Source organism: Streptomyces sp. NPDC013455, assembly GCF_040632975.1.
Classification (GTDB): domain Bacteria; phylum Actinomycetota; class Actinomycetes; order Streptomycetales; family Streptomycetaceae; genus Streptomyces.
Window position 1 is genome coordinate 1 of record NZ_JBEYCX010000029.1, and the last position, 18,653, is coordinate 18,653.

The 18,653-nt window shown below is 72.7% G+C and carries 14 protein-coding genes and 1 pseudogene; 4 read left to right on the plus strand and 11 right to left on the minus strand.

Annotated elements, in window-relative coordinates:
• The 5 genes and pseudogenes from ABZ576_RS31725 to tkt form a co-directional block, all read right to left on the minus strand.
• A pseudogene (locus ABZ576_RS31725) lies at positions 1 to 811 on the minus strand (glucose-6-phosphate isomerase); the annotation flags it as partial.
• A gap of 1 nt (position 812) precedes the next feature.
• Positions 813 to 1,739, minus strand: coding sequence for a glucose-6-phosphate dehydrogenase assembly protein OpcA (gene opcA / locus ABZ576_RS31730; RefSeq protein ID WP_360748636.1), 927 nt, complete (start codon positions 1,737 to 1,739; stop codon positions 813 to 815).
• Positions 1,736 to 3,322, minus strand: a complete 1,587-nt coding sequence (zwf, locus tag ABZ576_RS31735) for a glucose-6-phosphate dehydrogenase (RefSeq protein ID WP_360748639.1) — start codon at positions 3,320 to 3,322, stop codon at positions 1,736 to 1,738. Before zwf ends, opcA begins: the two co-directional genes overlap by 4 nt.
• Positions 3,319 to 4,464, minus strand: a complete 1,146-nt coding sequence (gene tal / locus ABZ576_RS31740; RefSeq protein ID WP_360748642.1) for a transaldolase — start codon at positions 4,462 to 4,464, stop codon at positions 3,319 to 3,321. The genes zwf and tal overlap by 4 nt, the downstream gene beginning before the upstream one ends.
• Positions 4,465 to 4,533: 69 nt before the next feature.
• Positions 4,534 to 6,609, minus strand: coding sequence for a transketolase (gene tkt, locus ABZ576_RS31745; protein ID WP_360748645.1), 2,076 nt, complete (start codon positions 6,607 to 6,609; stop codon positions 4,534 to 4,536).
• A 146-nt stretch (positions 6,610 to 6,755) separates the two neighbouring features.
• Between tkt and ABZ576_RS31750 the strand changes: the two genes are divergently transcribed.
• A complete protein-coding gene (locus tag ABZ576_RS31750) occupies positions 6,756 to 7,694 on the plus strand; it encodes an AraC family transcriptional regulator (RefSeq protein ID WP_360748648.1) in 939 nt (312 codons plus the stop codon).
• Between the two features lie 240 nt (positions 7,695 to 7,934).
• Here the strand turns inward: ABZ576_RS31750 and ABZ576_RS31755 are convergent, their stop codons facing one another.
• Positions 7,935 to 9,329 carry a glycoside hydrolase family 16 protein gene (locus ABZ576_RS31755; RefSeq protein WP_360748651.1) on the minus strand — a complete coding sequence of 465 codons (1,395 nt, stop codon included), beginning with the start codon at positions 9,327 to 9,329 and terminating at the stop codon, positions 7,935 to 7,937.
• 513 nt (positions 9,330 to 9,842) lie between these two features.
• On the opposite strand from ABZ576_RS31755, the gene ABZ576_RS31760 reads away from it, so the two are divergent.
• The gene (locus ABZ576_RS31760; protein ID WP_360748655.1) at positions 9,843 to 11,180 is read left to right on the plus strand and encodes a 6-phospho-beta-glucosidase; all 1,338 of its coding nucleotides are present in this window, start codon (positions 9,843 to 9,845) and stop codon (positions 11,178 to 11,180) included.
• A 213-nt stretch (positions 11,181 to 11,393) separates the two neighbouring features.
• Here the strand turns inward: ABZ576_RS31760 and ABZ576_RS31765 are convergent, their stop codons facing one another.
• Positions 11,394 to 13,079, minus strand: a complete 1,686-nt coding sequence (locus ABZ576_RS31765) for a carbohydrate binding domain-containing protein (RefSeq protein WP_360748658.1) — start codon at positions 13,077 to 13,079, stop codon at positions 11,394 to 11,396.
• A 231-nt stretch (positions 13,080 to 13,310) separates the two neighbouring features.
• Positions 13,311 to 14,426, minus strand: coding sequence for an ATP-grasp domain-containing protein (locus ABZ576_RS31770; protein WP_360748661.1), 1,116 nt, complete (start codon positions 14,424 to 14,426; stop codon positions 13,311 to 13,313).
• Between the two features lie 589 nt (positions 14,427 to 15,015).
• Between ABZ576_RS31770 and ABZ576_RS31775 the strand changes: the two genes are divergently transcribed.
• Both ABZ576_RS31775 and ABZ576_RS31780 read left to right on the plus strand, forming a co-directional pair.
• Positions 15,016 to 15,921: a metallophosphoesterase gene (locus tag ABZ576_RS31775; protein ID WP_360748665.1), complete on the plus strand. Its 906-nt coding sequence runs from the start codon at positions 15,016 to 15,018 to the stop codon at positions 15,919 to 15,921.
• The gene (locus ABZ576_RS31780) at positions 15,869 to 16,570 is read left to right on the plus strand and encodes a 4'-phosphopantetheinyl transferase superfamily protein (protein WP_360748668.1); all 702 of its coding nucleotides are present in this window, start codon (positions 15,869 to 15,871) and stop codon (positions 16,568 to 16,570) included. Before ABZ576_RS31775 ends, ABZ576_RS31780 begins: the two co-directional genes overlap by 53 nt.
• Positions 16,571 to 16,838: 268 nt before the next feature.
• Here the strand turns inward: ABZ576_RS31780 and ABZ576_RS31785 are convergent, their stop codons facing one another.
• The 3 genes from ABZ576_RS31785 to ABZ576_RS31795 all read right to left on the minus strand — a co-directional run bounded on the left by ABZ576_RS31785 (position 16,839) and on the right by ABZ576_RS31795 (position 18,458).
• Positions 16,839 to 17,066 carry a hypothetical protein gene (locus tag ABZ576_RS31785; protein ID WP_360748670.1) on the minus strand — a complete coding sequence of 76 codons (228 nt, stop codon included), beginning with the start codon at positions 17,064 to 17,066 and terminating at the stop codon, positions 16,839 to 16,841.
• A 163-nt stretch (positions 17,067 to 17,229) separates the two neighbouring features.
• Entirely contained in the window at positions 17,230 to 17,769 is a 540-nt protein-coding gene (locus ABZ576_RS31790) for a toxin-antitoxin system, toxin component (protein ID WP_360748797.1), read from the minus strand.
• Between the two features lie 32 nt (positions 17,770 to 17,801).
• Positions 17,802 to 18,458: a helix-turn-helix transcriptional regulator gene (locus ABZ576_RS31795; protein ID WP_360748673.1), complete on the minus strand. Its 657-nt coding sequence runs from the start codon at positions 18,456 to 18,458 to the stop codon at positions 17,802 to 17,804.
• Positions 18,459 to 18,653: the final 195 nt, after the last annotated feature.

An 18,653-nucleotide genomic window follows, 5' to 3' on the forward strand; every position in this document is an offset into this window, starting at 1 on the left:
GGCCGCCGACCCAGTCCCAGAACTCGAACATGTTGTCCGGGTCGATGCCGAACTCCCTGACCTTCCCGGTGTTCGTGGACAGCGCCACGAAGTGCTTCGCGACGGCCTTCTCGTCGCCGTCGAAGGCCCGCAGCAGCCAGGCGCGCGCCGAGGTGGCGTTGGTGATCGTCTCGATCGTGGTGAAGGTCTTCGACGCCACGATGAACAGCGTCTCGGCCGGGTCCAGGTCGCGGGTCGCCTCGTGCAGGTCGGAGCCGTCCACGTTCGACACGAACCGGAAGGTCAGCTCGCGCGCGGTGTACGGGCGCAGCGCCTCGTAGGCCATGGCGGGGCCGAGGTCGGAGCCGCCGATGCCGATGTTGACCACGTTCCTGATGCGCTTGCCGGTGTGGCCGGTCCACTCGCCGGAGCGGACCCGGTCGGCGAAGCCGGCCATCTTGTCCAGCACCGCGTGCACCTTCGGTACGACGTTGTCGCCGTCGACCTCGATCACCGCGTCCCGCGGAGCGCGCAGCGCGGTGTGCAGCACCGCCCGGTCCTCGGTGAGGTTGATCCTCTCGCCGCGGAACATGGCGTCCCGCAGGCCGAAGACGTCCGTCGCCGCGGCCAGCTCGCGCAGCAGCCGCAGCGTCTCGTCCGTGATCAGGTGCTTGCTGTAGTCGATGTACAGGTCACCGACCCGTACGACGTACCGCTCGGCGCGGCCGGGGTCGGCGGCGAACAGCTCGCGCAGCCGCGGCCGGCCCTGTGCGCGGTGGTCGGCCAGGGCCGTCCACTCGGGCCGGTGGGTGAGCTTCGGGAACTCGGCCATCTCAGGCGTTCTCCTTGGGGGCCTCGCCCTGCAGGGCGATGGCGTACATCTCGTCGGCGTCGAGGCGGCGCAGCTCCTCGGCGATCAGTTCGGAGGTGGGACGGACCTTCAGGGCGAGGGTGCGCGGCGGCTGGCCGGGCAGGCTCAGGGTGGCGAGCGGGCCCTCGGGCCGGTCGACGACGATCTCGCCGCCGGCGGTGCCCAGGCGCACGGCCGTGACGAAGGGGCCGGCACTGTGCACCCGGTCCACGGGGACCCTCAGGCGGGCCTCCAGCCAGCGCGCGAGGAGCTCGGCGCTGGGGTTGTCGGCCTCGGCCTCGACGGCCGCCGACGTCACCTGGGCGCGCGCCTGGTCCAGGGCGGCGGCCAGCATCGACCGCCACAGGGTCAGCCGGGTCCAGGCCAGGTCGGTGTCGCCGGGCGCGTAGGTGCGGGCGCGGGCGTTCAGGACTTCCAGCGGCCGCTCGACGGCGTACAGATCGGTGATCCGGCGCTGGGCGAGCGCGCCCAGGGGGTCCTTGGCGGGGGCCTCGGGGGCTTCCACCGGCCACCACACGACGACGGGCGCGTCCGGCAGCAGCAGCGGCAGGACGACCGAGTCGGCGTGGTCGGACACCTCGCCGTAGGTGCGCAGCACCACCGTCTCGCCGGTGCCGGCCTCGGAGCCGACGCGGACCTCGGCGTCGAGCCGCGAGTGGGTGCGGTCGCGCAGGGTGCGCGCCTGCCGCCGGATGACGACCAGGGTGCGCGAGGGGTGCTCGTGCGAGGCCTCCTCGGCCGCCTTGATCGAGTCGTAGGCGTTCTCCTCGTCCGTGACGATGACCATCGTCAGGACCATGCCCACGGCCGGCGTGCCGATGGCGCGGCGGCCCTGCACCAGCGCCTTGTTGATCTTGCTTGCCGTGGTGTCGGTCAGGTCGATCTTCATGGCCTGCGCCAGCTCCGTCCGTCTCGTGCGAGCATCTCGTCGGCTTCCGTCGGTCCCCAGCTGCCCGACGCGTACTGCGCCGGCTTGCCGTGCGCCGCCCAGTACTCCTCGATCGGGTCGAGGATCTTCCAGGACTCTTCCACTTCCTGGTGACGGGGGAACAGGTTGGCGTCGCCGAGGAGTACGTCCAGGATGAGCCGCTCGTACGCCTCCGGGCTCGACTCGGTGAACGACTCGCCGTAGGCGAAGTCCATCGACACGTCCCGGATCTCCATCGAGGTGCCCGGCACCTTCGACCCGAACCGCACGGTCATGCCCTCGTCCGGCTGGACGCGGATGACGATCGCGTTCTGGCCCAGCTCCTCGGTCGCCGTGGAGTCGAACGGGGAGTGCGGGGCCCGCTTGAAGACCACCGCGATCTCGGTGACCCGGCGGCCCAGCCGCTTGCCGGTGCGCAGGTAGAAGGGGACGCCCGCCCAGCGGCGGTTGTCGATGCCCAGCTTGACGGCGGCGAAGGTGTCCGTCTTCGACTTCGGGTCGATGCCCTCCTCCTGGAGGTAGCCGACGACCTTCTCGCCGCCCTGCCAGCCGGCCGCGTACTGGCCGCGCACGGTGTGCCGGCCCAGGTCCTCCGGCAGGCGCACCGACTTCAGCACCTTGAGCTTCTCGGTGAGCAACGCCTCCGCGTCGAAGGCGATCGGCTCCTCCATGGCCGTCAGCGCCATCAGCTGGAGCAGGTGGTTCTGGATGACGTCCCGGGCGGCGCCGATGCCGTCGTAGTAGCCGGCGCGGCCGCCGATGCCGATGTCCTCGGCCATCGTGATCTGCACGTGGTCGACGTACGACCGGTTCCAGATCGGCTCGTACATCTGGTTGGCGAAGCGCAGCGCCAGGATGTTCTGGACGGTCTCCTTGCCGAGGTAGTGGTCGATGCGGAACACCTGGTCCGGCTCGAACACCTCGTGCACGATCGCGTTCAGGTCGCAGGCGCTGGCCAGGTCGTGGCCGAACGGCTTTTCGATGACCGCGCGCCGCCAGGAGCCCTGCGGGGGGTTCGCCAGGCCGTGCTTCTTCAGCTGCTGCACGACCTTGGGGAAGAACTTCGGCGGCACCGAGAGGTAGAAGGCGAAGTTGCCGCCGGTGCCGCGGGAGGCGTCCAGCTCCTCCACGGCGTCCTTCAGCTGCTTGAAGGCGGTGTCGTCGTCGAAGTCGCCGGGGATGAACCGCATGCCCTCGGCGAGCTGCTGCCACACCTCCTCGCGGAACGGGGTCCGGGAGTGCTCGCGGACGGAGTCGTGCACGACCTGCGCGAAGTCCTGGTCCTCCCACTCGCGGCGGGCGAACCCGACGAGCGAGAAGCCCGGCGGCAGCAGGCCGCGGTTGGCCAGGTCGTAGACGGCCGGCATCAGCTTCTTGCGGGACAGGTCGCCGGTCACCCCGAAGATGACCAGGCCGGACGGCCCGGCGATGCGGGGCAGCCGGCGGTCGCGGGCGTCCCGCAGCGGGTTCACCCAGTCGGCGGCCGGGGTAAGCGGCACGCGCACCTGTTCGGGTGCCTGGGCGGAGGCTGCGTTCTCGGTCATCGGGCGTCAGCTCCCTTGCTCTTCAGGGACTCGGTGACGGCGTCCAGCAGCTCCTGCCAGGCCGTCTCGAACTTGGCGACGCCTTCGTCCTCCAGCTGCCGGACGACCTCGTCGTAGGAGATGCCGAGCCGCTCGACGGCGGCCAGGTCGGCGCGGGCCTGGGCGTAGCCGCCGGTCACGGTGTCGCCGGTGATCTCGCCGTGGTCGGCGACGGCGTGCAGGGTGGCCTCGGGCATGGTGTTGACGGTGCCCGGCGCCACCAGCTCGTCCACGTACAGGGTGTCCTTGTACGCGGGGTCCTTCACCCCGGTGGAGGCCCACAGCGGGCGCTGCCGGTTCGCCTTGTCAGCGGCGAGGGCCAGCCAGCGGTCGGAGGAGAACACCTCTTCGTAGGCCTCGTAGGCGAGGCGGGCGTTGGCGAGGGCCGCGCGGCCCTTGAGGGCGAGGGCCTCCTCGGTGCCGAGGGCGGTCAGCCGCTTGTCGATCTCGCTGTCCACGCGGGAGACGAAGAAGGACGCCACCGAGTGGATCGTGGACAGGTCGACGCCGCGCTCGCGGGCCTTCTCCAGGCCGGCCAGGTAGGCGTCCATGACCGCGCGGTAGCGCTCCAGGGAGAAGATCAGGGTCACGTTGACGCTGATGCCGAGCCCGACGACCTCGGTGATCGCCGGCAGGCCCGCCTCGGTCGCCGGGATCTTGATCATCACGTTGGGCCGGTCCACCAGCCAGGCGAGCTGCCTGGCCTCGGCGACGGTCGCCTCGGTGCGGTGCGCGAGCCGCGGGTCGACCTCGATGGAGACCCGGCCGTCCCGCCCGCCCGTGGTGTCGTACACCGGGCGCAGGATGTCGGCGGCGTCGCGCACGTCGGCGGTCGTCATCATCCGCACGGCCTCGTCCACCGTCACCCCCCGCACGGCGAGGTCGCTCAGCTGCTCCTCGTAGCCCTCGCCGGAGCCTATGGCGGCCTGGAAGATGGACGGGTTGGTCGTGACACCGACGGCGCTCCCGCTCGCCACCAGCTCGGCCAGGCCGCCCGAGGTGATCCGCCTCCGCGACAGGTCGTCCAGCCAGACGGACACGCCCTCGTCGGCGAGGCGCTTGAGGGCTCCCGGGGTCGCGATTGCTTCGGTCACAGTGATCATCTTTCTTCTTGCGTCGGGTGTCGGGTGTCGGGTGTCGGGTGTGCCGGGCGTCGGGGACCGGCGCCGGCGTCAGGCGCGCGCGGCGGCGAGCGACTCGCGGGCCGCTGCGGCCACGTTCTCGGGGGTGAAGCCGAACTCGGCGAACAGGGTTCCCGCGTCGGCGGAGGCGCCGAAGTGCTCCAGCGAGACGATGCGTCCGGCGTCGCCGACGTAGCGGTACCAGGTCAGGCCGATGCCGGCCTCGACGGCGACCCGGGCCTTCACGGCCGGCGGCAGCACCCGCTCGCGGTACTCGCGCGGCTGCTCCTCGAACCACTCCACGGACGGCATCGACACCACCCGCGTGCCGATCCCCTCGGCCTCCAGCCGCTCCCGTGCGGCCACGGCCAGCTGCACCTCGGAGCCCGTCGCGATGATGATCACCTCCGGGACCTCCGTCGAGGACTCGCGCAGTACGTAGCCGCCCTTGGCCGCGTCCTCGTTCGGCGCGTACGTCGGCACGCCCTGGCGGGTCAGCGCGAGCCCGTGCGGGGCGGGGTGCGTGGCGTGCCTCTTCAGGATCTCGGCCCAGGCGATCGCGGTCTCGTTGGCGTCCGCCGGGCGGACGACGTTCAGGCCCGGTATCGCGCGCAGCGAGGCCAGGTGCTCGACCGGCTGGTGGGTGGGGCCGTCCTCGCCCAGACCGATGGAGTCGTGCGTCCACACGTACGTCACCGGCAGCTGCATCAGCGCCGACATACGGACGGCGTTGCGCATGTAGTCGGAGAACACCAGGAAGGTGCCGCCGTAGATCCGGGTGTTGCCGTGCAGGGCGATGCCGTTCATCTCCGCGGCCATGGAGAACTCGCGGATCCCGAAGTGGACGGTACGGCCGTACGGGTCGGCCTCCGGCAGCGGATTGCCCTCCGGCAGGAAGGAGCTGCCCTTGTCGATGGTGGTGTTGTTGGACCCGGCGAGGTCGGCGGAGCCGCCCCACAGCTCGGGAACGACCGGGCCGAGCGCCTGGAGCACCTTGCCGGAGGCGGCGCGGGTGGCGACCGCCTTGCCCTCCTCGAACACCGGCAGCGCGTCCTGCCAGCCCTCGGGCAGCTCACCCCTGCTCACCCGGTCGAACAGCTCGGCACGCTCCGGCTGGGCGGCACGCCATTCGGCCATCCGCTTGTCCCAGGCCGCGTGCGCCTCGGCACCCCGGTCCAGTGCCCTGCGGGTGTGGGCGATGACCTCGTCGGCGACCTCGAAGGTCCGCTCCGGGTCGAAGCCGAGGAGACGCTTGGTGGCGGCGATCTCCTCCTCGCCGAGCGCCGAGCCGTGGGAGGCCTCGGTGTTGCGCGCGTTCGGCGCGGGCCAGGCGATGATCGTGCGCATGGCGATGATCGAGGGCCGCCCGGTCTCGGCCTGAGCGGCCGTCAGCGCCGCGTGCAGGGCGGCGACGTCGATGTCGCCGTCGGCGGTGGGCTCGACGCGCTGGGTGTGCCAGCCGTAGGCCGCGTACCGCGCGAGCACGTCCTCGGAGAACGCGGTCGCGGTGTCGCCCTCGATCGAGATGTGGTTGTCGTCGTAGAGGAAGACCAGGTTGCCGAGCTTCTGGTGGCCGGCGAGCGAGGAGGCCTCGGCCGAGACGCCCTCCTGCAGGTCGCCGTCGGAGACGATCGCCCAGATGGTGTGGTCGAAGGGGGAGGTGTCGGCGGGGGCGTCCGGGTCGAACAGGCCGCGCTCGTAGCGGGCGGCCATCGCCATGCCGACGGCGTTGGCGACGCCCTGGCCGAGCGGGCCGGTGGTGGTCTCCACGCCGGCGGTGTGCCCGTACTCCGGGTGGCCCGGGGTCTTGGAACCGTGGCTCCGGAAGGCCTTCAGGTCGTCCAGCTCCAGCTCGTACCCGGCGAGGTACAGCTGGGTGTAGAGGGTCAGCGAGGTGTGGCCGGGGGAGAGGACGAAGCGGTCACGGCCGGTCCACTCCGGGTCGGCCGGGTCGTGACGCATCATCTTCTGAAAGATCGTGTACGCGGCAGGCGCCAGGCTCATCGCGGTGCCCGGGTGGCCGTTGCCCACCTTCTGCACCGCGTCCGCCGCGAGAAGTCGGGCCGTGTCGACGGCACGCCGGTCCAGGTCGGTCCACTCGAAGCTGTCGGAAGTCTGCGGGGTCATCTTCAAGAAGTCCTCGTTCAGTGCGGAGAAGCTGGCCGGACGCGTTCAAACTTAAAAGTCTGACTTTTTCGGCGGAAGGTCGGGGTGTGTCAGCCTGTGGTGAATCTGGGACAGTGATCGCGCGACAGGGACGGCACGAACAGGACATGACCGACAGAACGCAGCAAGCCGCCGGTGAGGGCGCCGGCGACGCCGACGACCCCGGTGACACGGGCAGCGCGGGACGCGACGGGATCAGAACCTTCCCCTTCCCGGCCGAGCTGGCCGTCGGCGGCGTCGGCATGCAGATCGGCCCCATGGGCACCGACCGCACCTGGCACGCCGACGCCCCCCTGCACCGCGTCCACCGCATCGACTTCCACGTGGTCATGCTCTTCACCGACGGCCCCGTACGGCACATGGTCGACTTCACCGAGTACGCGGCCGACGCCGGCGACCTGCTGTGGATCCGCCCCGGACAGGTCCACCGGTTCGCGCAAGGATCCGGGTACCGCGGAACCGTGCTGACCATGCAACCCGGCTTCCTGCCCCGCACCACCGTCGAGGCCGCCGGCCTGTACCGCTACGACCTGCCGCCGCTGCTGCACCCCGGCCCGGCCCAGCTCACCGCGGTCCAGGCGTCCCTCGACCACCTCCGGCGCGAGTACGAGGACACCGTCACGCTCCCGCCCGGCCTGCACACCGCCGTCCTGCGGCACTCGCTGACCGCGCTCCTGCTGCGCCTCGCCCATCTGGCCGGTACCGCCGAGACCTCCCGGCAGCACGCCGACAGCACCTTCACCCGCTTCCGGGACGCCGTGGAGCAGGGGTTCGCCACCAACCACAGCGTCAGCGCCTACGCCGACGCCCTCGGCTACTCGCGCCGCACCCTGGTCCGCGCCGTCCGCGCGGCCACCGGCGAGACCCCGAAGGGCTTCATCGACAAGCGCGTCGTCCTGGAGGCCAAACGCCTCCTCGCCCACACGGACCTGCCGATCGGCCGCGTCGGAGCGGCCGTCGGCTTCCCCGACGCGGCGAACTTCTCCAAGTACTTCCATCTGCACACCGGCCAGACACCGGTGGCGTTCCGGGCGGACCTGCGCTGACCCGTCCGGTGGGCCCCCCGCCGCGGCGACCCGTCAAGCCGGCGGACCGTCGCGGCGCCCCGTCAAGCCGGCGGACGCGGATCCGCCCCCGCGGCGGACGCGCTGCGGGGGCGGGGACCGACGTCACCGGGACGGACGTCACCGGGGGCCGACGTCACCGGGACGGACGTCACCGGGGGCCGGCGCGGGCGGGGCGGGCAGGAGCGCGCCGACGGTCGTCGTCCCGCGCCGCCCGCCCGGTCAGTGGCCGAAGTCGAACCAGTTCACGTTCACGAAGTCGGCCGGCTGGCCACTGGTGAAGGTGAGGTAGACGTCGTGCGTGCCGGTGACCGCGCCGATGTTGGCGGGGACGGTCCGCCAGGACTGCCAGCCGCCCGTGTTGCCGACCGCGAAACTGCCGACGGGCGCGTTGCCGCGGCTGTCCAGACGTACCTCGACCAGACCGCTGACCCCGCTCGCGGCGCCGCTCGCGACCCGCGCGTAGAACTGCTTCGCGGCCGTCGAGCCGAAGTCGACGCCCTTGTACAGCGCCCAGTCGCCGTTCGCGAGGGACCCGATGTCCTGGCCGCCGCCGGTGTCCGTGGTGGTCTCCGGGACGACGCCGGACTGGCTGTCGTAGGACTCGGCCTGAATGGGGCTGTAGGCGTCCCGGTTGCCGGACGGCGGGGGAGTGGTGCCGCCGCCGGAGGACTGGAGGACCTGTACGTAGTCGACGGTCATCGGGTGGCCCGGCTGGGTCCCGCCGTCCGGGCCGCCGCCGAACGCGGCCGGGAAGCCGCCGCCCATCGCCACGTTGAGGATGAGGAAGTAGCCGTGGTTCGTGGCGTTCGCCCACGTCGTCGCGTCGACCTGGTTCGCGCGCACGGTGTGGAAGTTGACCCCGTCGAGGTAGAAGCGGATCTCCTCGGGGCTGGTCGAGCGGTCCCACTCCATCGCGTAGGTGTGGAAGCCGGCCTGACAGGTGGTGCCGGTGCAGGAGGTGGAACCGCCGATGCCGGAGGTCTCGTTGCACGGGCCGCCAGGGTTGGTGCCGCAGTGCATCGTGGCCCAGTCGGTGTTCAGGCCCTGGACGTTCTCCATGACGTCCAGCTCGCCGATGCTCGGCCAGTTCCAGTAGTTGCCGCGGAACGGCGCCCCCAGCATCCAGAACGCCGGCCAGTAGCCCTTGGCGGCGGCGCCGGTGACGTTCGGCAGCTGGATCCGGGCCTGGACGCGCAGCTTCCCGCCGGCCGGGGGCTGGAAGTCGGTGCGCCGGGTCTCGATCCGCCCGGAGGTCCAGTTGCCGGCGGCGTCCCGGCGCGGGGTGATGAGCAGGTTGCCGTTGCCGTCCAGCGCGACGTTGCTGGTGCTCGACGTCATCGTCTCGACCTCGCCGGTGCCCCAGTTGGCGGCGCCGCCGGGGTACGAGGTCCCGGTGGCGTACTGCCAGTCGGCCGTGTTCACACCGGATCCGGCCGGGCCGTTGAAGTCGTCCGCGAAGACCTGCGTCCAGCCCGAGGGAGGGGTGGGGGCGGAGGCGTCGGCGGGGGCGGTGGCGGCCGTGGCGATGGCCGCGGCCAGGCCGAGCGTGGCCGCCACGGCGACGAACGCGCGCCGTAGCGGGCGGGGTCTGGGTGTGCCGGAGGATGCGCTCATGGGGGAGGGCCTCTCGGGTACGGGGTGCGGGGTGGTGAGAGCGCTCCCATGTGCCGTTGAGAGCGCTCTCAGGATGCGGCCAATGTGCTCCCCGGCCACTCGACCGTCAAGAGTTGAAGCAAAGAAACCCTCCTGACCGTACGGCAGTTCACCGGCCGAAGCCGCCCGTACCGGCTCAGACGGGAAGGTGCGGCCGGGACTCATGGGCGCGGGTGCGGTCAGGCCGCGGCCGGCCTGCCGCACCTGCCTCCTCACCTCTCGCGCGCGGGACGGCCGGCGCGGTCGCCCGTCCCGCCGACGGACGGACGAGCGGAGGCCACGGCCGTGGTCCGGGTGCCGGCCGGGCGCGGGTGCGGCCGCGGCCGGTGACAAGGTGGTACCGGTCGCCGGCCCCTCCGGGAGCGGGGTTCGGGCCGGCCGGGTATCCGCGAGACGGGTGCGGCGTGAGGAAGGATGCGGCGTGCGGAAGAGTGTGGTGTACGGAAGGGCGCGGGTGATCGGGAGGGTGCGGGCGTGAGGCTGACGATTCTGGGCGGTGGCGGCTTCCGGGTGCCGCTGGTCCACGGTGCGCTGCTCACCGACCATGCCGAGGGGCGGGTCACCGAGGTGGTGCTGCACGACCTGGACGACCACCGGCTGCGTGCGGTGACGCGGGTGCTGGCGGAGCAGGCCGCCGGGGTGCCGGACGCTCCCCGGGTGACGGCCACCACGGACCTCGACGAGGCCCTGCTCGGCGCCGACTTCGTCTTCTCCGCGATCCGGGTCGGCGGCCTCAGGGGCCGGGCGGACGACGAACGGGTCGCGCTCGCGGAAGGCGTGCTGGGCCAGGAGACCGTCGGCGCGGGCGGGATCGCCTACGGTCTGCGCACGGTGCCCGTGGCCCTGGACATCGCCCGGCGCGTGGCCCGGCTGGCCCCCGACGCCTGGGTCATCAACTTCACCAACCCGGCCGGCCTGGTCACCGAGGCGATGTCCCGCCATCTCGGCGACCGCGTCATCGGCATCTGCGACTCGCCGGTCGGCCTCGGCCGCCGTATCGCCCGTGTCCTCGGCGCCGACCCCGGGGAGGCCTTCGTCGACTACGTCGGCCTCAACCACCTCGGCTGGGTGCGCGCCCTGCGCGTCGCGGGGCGCGACGAGCTCCCGCGCCTGCTCGCCGACCCGGCGCTGCTCGGCTCCTTCGAGGAGGGGAAGCTCTTCGGCGCCGACTGGCTGCGGTCGCTCGGCGCGATCCCCAACGAGTACCTGCACTACTACTACTTCAACCGGGAGACCGTCCGCGCCTACCGGGAGGCCGGGCGGACCCGGGGCGCCTTCCTGCGCGAGCAGCAGGCCCGGTTCTACGACGAGGCCGGCGACCCCGGCGTCTCGGCCCTGGCCGCCTGGGAGCGCACGCGCGCCGAACGCGAGGCGACCTACATGGCCGAGAACCGGGAGAGCGCGGGCGCCGGCGACCGCGAGGCCGACGACCTGTCCGGCGGGTACGAGAAGGTCGCGCTCGCCCTGATGCGGGCCATCGCCCGGGACGAGCGCACCACCCTGATCCTCAACGTCCGCAACCGCTCCACGCTGTCCGTCCTCGACGCCGACGCGGTCATCGAGGTCCCGTGCCTGGTCGACGCGGGCGGCGCCCACCCGCTCGCCACCGATCCGCTGCCCGGCCACGCCACCGGCCTGGTGTGCTCGGTCAAGGCCGTCGAGCGCGAGGTGCTGGCCGCGGCCGACTCGGGTTCCCGGGCGACCGCCGTGAAGGCCTTCGCGCTGCACCCCCTGGTCGACTCGGTCGGCGTGGCCCGCAGGCTGCTCCAGGGCTACACGGAGGTCCATCCGGGCCTCGCGTACCTCAGGTGAGGGTGCCTTGGGCGAGGGTGCCTTGAGGTGAGGGTGCCTTGAGGTGAGGGTGCCTTGAGGTGAGGGTGCTTCGGGGCGGAAGCCGCGCCCTCCGCGAGTGAGGGTGCCGCGAGGGCGGGCAGACCCCGCGAGCGGGTGTCCCGGACGAGAACCGCGCAAGGAGAACGGAGGGCCGCTCCGCCGAGCGGCCCTCCGTCGTACGCGGGCGGCACCTCAGCCGGTGAACCCGGCCGTGATCGAGGTGAACTGCCAGGTGCTCTGGTTGATGCCGGAGCAGTTCTCGGCGACACCGCCGCCCGCGCAGGGCCGGTCGCGGTTGACCGACCAGAAGGCGAGCCGCGCGATGTGGTGCGCGTTCGCCCAGTCCCGGATCTGCGTCCAGATCGCGGGGGTCGTCGTCTCCTGCTGGTCGGACAGGCCGTTCATGCCGGAGATGCCGATGTGCGCGTAGGCGGTGGCGTCGTCCCAGCCGAAGGTGGACTTCAGCTTGTTCTTCAGCCCCTCCGTCGCGTTGACGGTGTTGCCGTACATGTCCGAGCCGCCGCCGAAGTCGAACGGCATGATGGTGAACACGTCGATGTTCGCGCCGAGCGACTGCGCCTGCTCGATGAGCCGGTTGCCGTAGTACGTCGGCCCGGTGGTGGACGTGCCGAAGGTGACGATCGTCTTCAGGCCCGGGTTGGCGGCCTTGACGGTCTTCAGCGCCGTCAGGATCCTCGCCTGCACGGCCTCGTTCTCGAACTCGTCCGTGTTCTCGATGTCGAAGTCGACGGCCTTGAGGCCGTAGGCGTCGACCACCTTCTGGATCGCCCCCGCGAGCGCGCTCGCGGAGGAGCAGTTGGCGCCGAGCTTGCTGCCCTGCCAGCCGCCGAACGACGGGACGATGTCACCGCCCGCGGACCGGATCTGGTTGATCGCCGTCTGGTCCACGCCGCCGGTGAGGGGCCGGCTGCCGTCCCAGGCCGGGGTGCAGCCGCCGGAGTCCAGCACGAACGCCATCGTGAACCACTTGGCCCCGGTCGCGTTCATCACCGTCGTCGGGTTCGGCGGGTCGCCCCAGCCCTGGTACAGGTACGGCGCGGCCTGCTTGAAGCCGGTGCCGCCGCCGCTGCCCGCGTCGGTCGTGACGGTCACCGAGCCGGAGGCGGGCGAGGAGTTGCCGGCCGCGTCCCGCGCCTTCACCGTGAAGGTGTAAGCGGTGCTCGGCGACAGCCCGCCGACCGTGGCCGACGTACCGGAGACGGTCAGCAGCCGGTTGGTTCCGCCGTAGATGTCGTACGCCGTCACGCCCACGTTGTCGGTGGCGGCGTTCCACTTCAGGGAGACGCTCGACGAGGTCTTGCCGGTGGAGACGAGCCCGCTGGGGGCGGTCGGCGCCTGGGTGTCACCGCCGCCCCCGCCGCCGGGGCCGTCCAGGCTGATGTCGTCGGCGTAGTAGGTGCCCTGGCCGTACCAGCCGTGCACGTAGATGGTGGCGCTCGTCTGCGAGGCGCCGGTGGTGAAGGAGACGCCGAGCCGGCTGTACGCCGACGGGGAAGAGGTCCAGGTGGAGGCGCCGCCGTCGACCCCGAGGTACACGTAACTGCCGCGCACCCAGCCGTCGAGGTTGTACGTCGTGTTCGGCTGGACCGAGACCGTCTGGCTGCACCGCGCGTTGTCGCTCGACGTCGCCGCGCCCTGGAGCGCCTTGGTGCCGCCGTGTACGGGGGAGGAGACCACCGAGCCGAGATTGCCGGTGCAGGTCCAGGGGGACAGGCCGCCCGACTCGAAGCCGCCGTTGGTGACGATGTCGGCCGCGTGGGCGGTACCGGGAAGAGCGACGGCCCCGCCGACCGCGAGAGCGGCGGAACCGACAAGAGCGAGAAGCCGGCGTCTGGAACGCCCGAGTGTGTGGCGCACGCGATCTCCCTGTGGGGAATGGGGTGTTCGGGAGTGCAGGGGAGTGCGGAATCTGGTGCGCCAACGAATTTGGTATGGACCAATCGTCCTGTCAAGACGGAGAACGGAATTGGTCCATACCGGTGAGCGCGCCCACCCGGGGCGCCGGAAGCCGCGCGGCAAGCCACCACGCACCCGCGGAGGGCCCGCGGCCTGGGGGGTGTCTCGCCGATCGTCCCGGGCTCCCGGCGCCTAGAGCGGCAGCACCTCACCCGCCGAAGCCGCCTGCGCGGGAACCGCGGGCAGCAGCACGTCGGCCGGCTCCACCCGCTGCCGGGGAAGCGCCGCGGGCATGAGGGGCCGCGGCCCCGACACCACCGTGTAGTCCTGCCCGAGGAACGGCGGCTCGATCACCCCGGGATCCTCGCCCAGCGCCAGCCGCACGGCCGCCCACGGCACGTTCACCCCACAGAGCGACAGCTGGTGCAGGCCGCCGGCGGGCCTGGTGTTGACGTCGAGCAGGACCGGGCGGTCACCGAGCATCCGGAACTGGATGTTGGACAGGTGGTGCAGCCCGAAGCCCTCCGCGATCAGCCGGGCCGGCCCCAGCCACCGGTCGTCCAGCGTGAAGCCGCGGCGGCGGCCGTTCTTGGTGCGGCCCACCGCGAGCCGTACCCGGTTGTCCGGCCCGGTCAGGCAGTCGACGGACACCTCGGGCTGTTCCAGACGCGGCATCACCAGCCAGTCCACCGGCTCCCCGGCGCGCCGCAGGGCGTCGACCACCAGGTCCAGCTGGACGTGCGGGCCCGGGAAGCCGTTCAGGTGCGTCAGTGAGAAGGGCGCCCGGGTGATCACCCGGAAGCCCACCCCGCCCGCGCCGGCGGCCGGCTTGAAGCACGCCCGGTGGCCGGCCGCCTCCAGCTCCTCCACGGCGGAGACGAGTTCCTCCGCCGTCCGCACCCGCCACCACGGCGGCACCGGGACGCCCACCGAACCGACCGCCGCGTACGCGGTCGCCTTGTCCTCGAACACGGCGACCGCCTCGGGCGTCGGTGCCAGCAGCGCCGTACCGGCCGCCGCGAACTCGGCCCGGTGCGCCACGATCGCGGCCTGGTGCAGCCGGGGCACGAACACGTCGATGCCGCGCCGGGCGCACTGGTCAAGGGCGTACTCGACGTATCCGGCCGGGGACAGGCCCTCCGGTTCCAGTTCGGCGGTGTCGGCGGCGGCCAGTACGGGGGAGTCGGGGTCGCCGTGCGTGGCGTGGATCTCCACCGCGCGATTGCTGGGATTTCTCCGCAGCTGATCCATGAAGAACACGTTCTCCGCGTACGTGCGGTTGAGCCAGACGCGTACGCGAGAGAGCATGCAGGCCGCCTTTCGGGGTGTGCGGGCAGGGCGGAGCGGCCCGTGCCCGGGCAGGAGGAAGGAAGGATCACCAAACGGCCCCGTCTCAGGGGAAGTTGAGGGCCTCGGTGGTGGGGCGATCATACGGCTTTCGAGAGGGCGCTCGTGCAACGCGTGTGTTACGGGTGCGGGCCGGGGTGCTCCCGGGCGAGAGCGGCGGCGCCCGGGCAGGGGAGCCGCGGTGCCTGCGGGTGAGGGCCGCGGTACTCCCGGCGGGACCCCGGCGCACGCGGATGGGGCGGCGGTGGGCTCGCGGGCGGGGGCGGCGGGGCTCGCGGGCGCGACGGCGGTGCACACGGGCGGGGCGGCGGGGCTCGCGGGCGCGACGGCGGCGCACACGGGCGGGGCGGCGGGGCTCGCGGGCGCGACGGCGGTGCACAGGGGCGGGGCCACGGCGCTCAGGGCGCCGCCACGGCGCTTCCCGCGCCCCCACGGCGCCCGTGGCGCGCACATTCGGCCGGAAGCCGCCACTCGGCCAGGTTGCTCTTGTCCCGGGACGGGTGCGTGTGTTCTCGTGGTGCCATCGGATGATCGGAAAGGGGTGCGCGGGGTGGATGCGACGGCCGGGGCCGGACAGCTGCTGGCCATCAGCGACCTGCACATCAGCTATCCGGAGAACCGCGCCCTGGTGCAGGACATGCGTCCCGCGCACGACGACGACTGGCTCATCGTCGCCGGTGACGTCGGGGAGACCGTCTCCGACATCCGCTGGGCCCTCGGCGTCCTCGCGAGCCGCTTCCGCAAGGTGCTGTGGGCACCGGGCAACCACGAGCTGTGGACCCACCCGAGCGACCCGGTCACCCTGCGCGGTGTCGCCCGCTACGAGCATCTCGTCGAGGTGTGCCGGGAGCTGGGCGTCCTCACCCCGGAGGACCCCTACCCCGTCTGGGAGGGCCCCGGCGGCCCGGCCGTCGTCGCCCCGCTGTTCCTGCTGTACGACTACTCGTTCCTGCCCGCCGGCTGCGCCACCAAGGCGCAGGGCCTGGCCTACGCGGAGAGCACGGGCATCGTCTGCAACGACGAGTACCTGCTGCACCCCGACCCCTACCCGACCCGCGAGGCGTGGTGCCGGGCACGGGTCGCCGAGACCGAGCGCAGGCTCGCCGAGCTGCCCGCGGACCTCCCGACCGTGCTGGCCGGCCACTACCCGCTGGACCGGCACCCCACCGAGATCCTCTGGCACCCCGAGTTCGCCATGTGGTGCGGCACCACCCTGACCGCCGACTGGCACCGCCGGTTCCGGGTGGCCACGATGGTCTACGGCCATCTGCACATCCCGCGCACCACCTGGCACGAGGGAGTCCGCTTCACCGAGGTCTCCGTGGGATACCCCCGCGAGTGGCGCAAGCGCCCGGAACCGCCGGGAAGGCTGCGCCGTATTCTGCCGATGGAGGACGAAGCCGGTGATCGAGGAGCTGCTCCCGGAGTCGGTCGTGGCCGTGGAGGCGCACGCTGACGACCCGCTGTGGGACGCCCCGCTCTACCCGGAGGAGGCGGCGCTCGTCGTGCGCGCGGTGGCCAAGCGGCGCCGCGAGTTCGCTGCCGTGCGCGGCTGCGCCCGGCGCGCCATGGAGAAGCTCGGCGTGCCGCCGCAGGCCGTGATCAGCGGTGAGCGGGGCGCGCCGCGCTGGCCGGCCGGGCTGGTCGGCAGCATGACGCACTGCGACGGCTACTGCGCCGCCGCGCTGGTCCGCGCCACCGACCTCGTCTCCCTCGGCATCGACGCCGAACCGCACGGGCCGCTCCCGGAGGGCGTCGGTCCGTCCGTCTTCCTGCCCGCCGAGCTCGCGCGGCTCGAGAGGCTGGCCGAGCGGTGGCCGGACGTGCACTGGGACCGGCTGCTGTTCAGCGCCAAGGAGTCCGTCTACAAGGCGTGGTTCCCCCTCACCCGCAAGTGGCTGGATTTCTCCGAGGCCGACATCACCCTGCACCCGCACGCGGACGGCGCACCGCACGGCACCCTGAGCGCCGAACTCCTCGTCCCCGGCCCCCTGGTCGCCGGCCGACCGCTCCAGGTCTTCGAGGGCCGCTGGACGGTCCGCGACGGCGTGGTGGCCAGCTCCGTCGTCATACCCCACGTGCCCGCGCCCGCCCCCGGCGCCTGAGGGCCGGCCGGACCGCCCGGGCGAGCCGGACCGCCGCCCGGACGAGCCGGACTGCCGCCCGGACGAGCCGGACCGCCGCCCGGACGAGCCGGACCGCCGCCCGGACGAGCCGGACTGCCGCCCGGACGAGCCGGCCGGACCGCCCGGACGAGCCGGCGCGAGCACGTACCGTGCGGGCCGGAGCCCGCGCTGGCACGCTCCGTGCGCCGCAGCCGGCGTACGCCCGCGCCCGGTGCCGCGGCCGGCGGTGCCGCGGGCGTCCGTGCCGTCAGGCGGAGGGGCACCAGTCGCGGAGCAGCCGGAAGAACTCCGCCTCGTTGCCCGTCAGGCCCGCCCGGGCCAGTGCCTGGTCCGCCTCGGCCAGCACGGCGGGCGGGACGACGGCGGGCCGGCCGTCGTCCGGTGGACCGTCGAAGGCGGCGCGCACCGTGTGCAGCAGCCGCAGATAGGCCTGCACGGCGGTACGCTCACGGTCGGTCAGTACGGCGGTGGGCATCGGTCGGCTCTCCCCGAGTAGGCGTCACGGTCACGCGCTCAGCGGCGCACGTCTCCAGCTTGCCGCCCACCACTGACAATGCCCTTCGGCGCCGTTCCGGTTCGCCCGCTTAGCGGAGGCGAGACCGTCCCGCGCACGCCCCGGCGCCACGCCCCGCCGCCGGTCAGCCCTGCGGGCCGGGATACCCCAGGGACGCCTCGATGCGGCCGGCCACGCCGTCCCGCTGCACCGGCCCGCGCAACGCCGAACCGGCCAGATAGGCACGGCACTTGCTGGCCAGCAGCAGACCGAAGGTCTCGGCCTCCCGCTCCTCGCAGACGTCGAACCGGGTGCGGGCCGCGACCCGCTGCACCGTTGCCTGGAGCGCCGCCTGGTCGATGTCGTCGCACAGCATCCGCGTGGCGGCCCCGACGCCGTCCGCGTGGTGTCCGCGGTGGTCGGCGTGCATGTGCCACAGCTCGTGACCGAGGATCACCAACTGGTGACCGGGGGCGGTGCGTTCCTCCACGACCACGATGTCCCGGTCGGTCAGGTGCAGCCACAGCCCGCTGGCCGTGCCGGGCGGGAAGACGGCCGTGCGGAAGCGCACCGGACGGCCCCGGCGCCGGCTCATCACCGCGCACAGCGCCCGGTACAGCTCGTCCGGCGGCGCGGGCACGGGCAGGGTCAGCCCGCCCACGAGCTCGCTGCACATCCGGCGCATGTCCCTGCCGATGCCCACAGTCCTCCCCAGGCTCACGACTCGGGTCGCTTGACGCTCTCCAGGAGCATGTCGAGCCACTCGGCGACCTTGTCCCGATGCTGGTCCGTGGGCAGTTGCGCGGCCCGCCAGGCGATCCCGCGCACGCCGTGGTCCTGGAGCAGCCGCTCCAGCGGGTCCTCGGCGGCCGCGACGGCGGCCCGCTCCCGGTCGGCGAGCTTCTGGAGCAGTTCCTGCTCCGTGCGCTGGAGCGCGCCCGCCAGTGCCTCGGGGTCCTCCGCGGTGAGGAAGCCGGCGTGCACCCGGAAGAAGCGCTGGAGGGCGTCGCAGTGCTCCATGGTGGGCCGCCGGTCGCCGTTGAGCAGGGCGCCGGCCTGCTGCCGCGACATGCCCGCGCCGTCGGCGATCTCCTGCTGGGTGTAGCGGCGTCCGCCGGGCTTCAGCCGGGTGCGCCGCAGCAGGTCCAGCCGCTGGAGGAAACGCGCCTGGACGTCCGGCTCGCCGGCGGGCCGACCGCTGAGCAGGGCTCTGACCACCGGCTCCGGTACACCGCAGGCGATGGAGAGCCGCCCGACGTCGAAGACCTCGGCATGGGGTACGCCGAGGCGGTCGGCGAGCGCGGTGACGCGGGCGACGACGGCCGGCAGCTGGGCGGTCGCCGAGGCGCCCGGATCCTCGTAGCCATCCGTCACCGACAGAACTCCTACGTCTCTCGAGGGCTTCAGATGCGTCCGTGCGTCTCACGATCGAGCGCCGTGAACTTCCCGGAGAGTAGCGGGTGTCTCGAACCCACATCCAGGTGTCGCCACAACTGTGGCGAATTTCAGCCGTCAACCGGCATGAAATGCCACGATAGTTGACACGACTCTTGGCTGGGCAGCAGGATC

Coding starts and splice junctions, on each gene's coding strand:
- ABZ576_RS31770 (WP_360748661.1), bottom strand. CDS start 14,426: ATGCTCTCTCGCGTACGCGTCTGGCTCAACCGCACGTACGCGGAGAAC.
- ABZ576_RS31785 (WP_360748670.1), bottom strand. CDS start 17,066: ATGCCCACCGCCGTACTGACCGACCGTGAGCGTACCGCCGTGCAGGCC.
- ABZ576_RS31750 (WP_360748648.1), top strand. CDS start 6,756: ATGACCGACAGAACGCAGCAAGCCGCCGGTGAGGGCGCCGGCGACGCC.
- tkt (WP_360748645.1), bottom strand. CDS start 6,609: ATGACCCCGCAGACTTCCGACAGCTTCGAGTGGACCGACCTGGACCGG.
- zwf (WP_360748639.1), bottom strand. CDS start 3,322: ATGACCGAGAACGCAGCCTCCGCCCAGGCACCCGAACAGGTGCGCGTG.
- ABZ576_RS31755 (WP_360748651.1), bottom strand. CDS start 9,329: ATGAGCGCATCCTCCGGCACACCCAGACCCCGCCCGCTACGGCGCGCG.
- ABZ576_RS31790 (WP_360748797.1), bottom strand. CDS start 17,769: ATGCGCCGGATGTGCAGCGAGCTCGTGGGCGGGCTGACCCTGCCCGTG.
- tal (WP_360748642.1), bottom strand. CDS start 4,464: ATGATCACTGTGACCGAAGCAATCGCGACCCCGGGAGCCCTCAAGCGC.
- opcA (WP_360748636.1), bottom strand. CDS start 1,739: ATGAAGATCGACCTGACCGACACCACGGCAAGCAAGATCAACAAGGCG.